This is a genomic window from Streptomyces sp. NPDC005728 (assembly GCF_040630895.1).
Taxonomy (GTDB): Bacteria; Actinomycetota; Actinomycetes; order Streptomycetales; family Streptomycetaceae; genus Streptomyces.
In genome coordinates this window covers 1-2,003 of the sequence record NZ_JBEXYL010000271.1, presented here as the reverse complement: position 1 = coordinate 2,003, position 2,003 = coordinate 1, and the positions used below count along the sequence as shown (strand labels likewise).

Genomic DNA, 2,003 nt, shown 5'->3' with positions numbered 1-2,003 from the left:
CGCTTCCCCCCCCCCTCCCGCTTACCTGGTTTGCGGGGTCGGGTGCCCCGCGGCTCGCGGCGGCGCCATGCAGCGCCGCCTCGACCCGGCGGTTGCTGGTCATGGTCGCCGTGACGGCGGTCATGGTGAGGAGGAGGCCGGCGGCGGCGTAGAGCGGGGTGCGTATGTCGTAGGTGGTGGCCAGCCAGCCGCCGAGGAAGGCGCCGAACGGGGCGGCGCACATGGCGAGCATGCGGGAGGTGGAGGCGACCCGGCCCATCAGGCGGGCTGGGACGATCGCCTGCCGGAGGGAGGGCCCGAGCACCATCGTGGCGCCCATGCCCGCACCGCAGACGGCGAGCGCGAGGCCGGCGACGTACGGATTCGGGGCGGCGGCGAGTCCCAGGATGGCGAGTCCCTCGACCGCGGCCGTGCAGGTCAGCGCGGTGCCGGTGCCGAGTCGTCGGCCGAGGAAGGAGGCGATGCCCGCGCCGAGCAGGCCGCCGGTGGCCTCCGCCGTGAGGAGCAGGCCGAAGCCGAAGGTGTCGATGCCGAGACGGTCGTGCGCGAAGAGGGCGAGTACGGTCTCCACGGCGAGGAAGGCGACGTTCCCGACCGCCGGACGGAGCGCGAGCCCGAGCAGCAACCGATCCCGGAAGACGTAGGCGGCCCCGGCCCGCGCCTGCCGAAGCAGCGACTCGTGCGCGCTTCCGGTAGGCCGGGGCGTGGCGGGCAGTGACCGTACGAGCAGTGCGGAGAGCGTGAACGACACCGCGTCGGCGAGCAGCGGAACCGCCCGCCCGAGCGCGAGCAGCGCACTGCCCGCGGGCGGCCCCGCGAAGCCGGACGCGGCGGTCTGGGTGCCGCGCAGGCGGGAGTTGGCGCGCTCCAGGAGCGCGGGGTCACGGCCGAGCAGATCCGGCAGATAGGCCGTGGCGGTCGTGTCGAAGAAGAGTCCGCCGAGGCCGAGCAGGAAGGCGACGGCCGCGAGCAGCGGAATGCTCAGCACGTCGAGTGCGGTCGCTGCCGCCGGTATCGCGAGCAGCACCGCACGCGCCGCGTCCGCGACCCACATCGTGCGCCGGCGGTCCCAGCGGTCCACCAGCGCACCGCCGAGCACCCCGAACAGCAGCCACGGCAGCGTCCCGGCGGCCGTGACGACGGCGAGCGCCATCGGATCCCGCGTCAACGTCAACGCGAGCAGTGGCAGCGCGGCATGCGTCACCCCGTCACCGAGCGAGGACACCGTCTGCGCGGTCCACAGCCGCCCGAACCCGGCCGGCAACTTCCCCGCATGCGAGGTCACTTGGCGTCCCCTACGGCCTGCTCGCGCGGCGCCGGCCGGAACAGCGCGAAGGCCAGCGACACGTCCGGCAGTGACGGATCGGACAGCTCCCGGTACTCGTCCGCCAGTGCCTCCAGCCGCGCCCCCAGCTCCGCGAACTGCTCCCCGGTGAGCCGCAGATGCGCCATCTTTACGTGCCGCTCGCCGTCCGCCGGCGCCGCCTCCAGGTCCGCCACCGCATGCCGCATCAGCACATCCGGCTGCCCCGCCCCCGGATCCGGCAGCACGATCGCCCGTGCGGCCATCGCGTAGTACCGCTCGGTGACCCCCCGCACCTTCCGTGTCCGCACCACTTTCACCAGGCCGGCCCGCTCGAGCAGCCGCACGTGATAGCTGGAACTCCCCTTCGCGAGGCCCACCCGCTCGGCGATCTGCGTAATCGTCGCCGGCTCGAAGCGGAGCACGGCCATGATCCGGTGACGCGTGAGATTGGAGACGGCGCGTAGCTGCTCGTCAGTGGTGACGTGCAACGTCTCGGGTAGATCATCGGTAGGCATGCAACCAATGGTCAACGACTCTTGACCGTTGGGTAAGGGGATTTCCGTACGATCGGAATTCGCTGTCCGGCGGGATGGGCCTTCGCTCCTGCGCAAGGTGGCCGCGGCCCGCCCCTTCCACCGGCCTGGCCGGTGGAAGGGGGGGGGGGAACGGAACAGCGGGGGGGGGGGAAAAAGTGTAA

Annotated in this window: 2 protein-coding genes; both read right to left on the bottom strand. The window is 72.6% G+C overall.

The features are described from left to right. On the bottom strand, positions 1–1,285 hold a 1,285-nt coding region (locus ABZ471_RS48485), incomplete at its 3' end, for an MFS transporter (protein WP_359075577.1). Further along, positions 1,282–1,821 carry a winged helix-turn-helix domain-containing protein gene (locus ABZ471_RS48480; RefSeq protein WP_359075575.1) on the bottom strand — a complete coding sequence of 180 codons (540 nt, stop codon included), beginning with the start codon at positions 1,819–1,821 and terminating at the stop codon, positions 1,282–1,284. The genes ABZ471_RS48485 and ABZ471_RS48480, both read right to left, overlap by 4 nt. Between the last annotated feature and the right edge of the window lie 182 nt (positions 1,822–2,003).

Coding starts and splice junctions, on each gene's coding strand:
- ABZ471_RS48480 (WP_359075575.1), bottom strand. CDS start 1,821: ATGCCTACCGATGATCTACCCGAGACGTTGCACGTCACCACTGACGAG.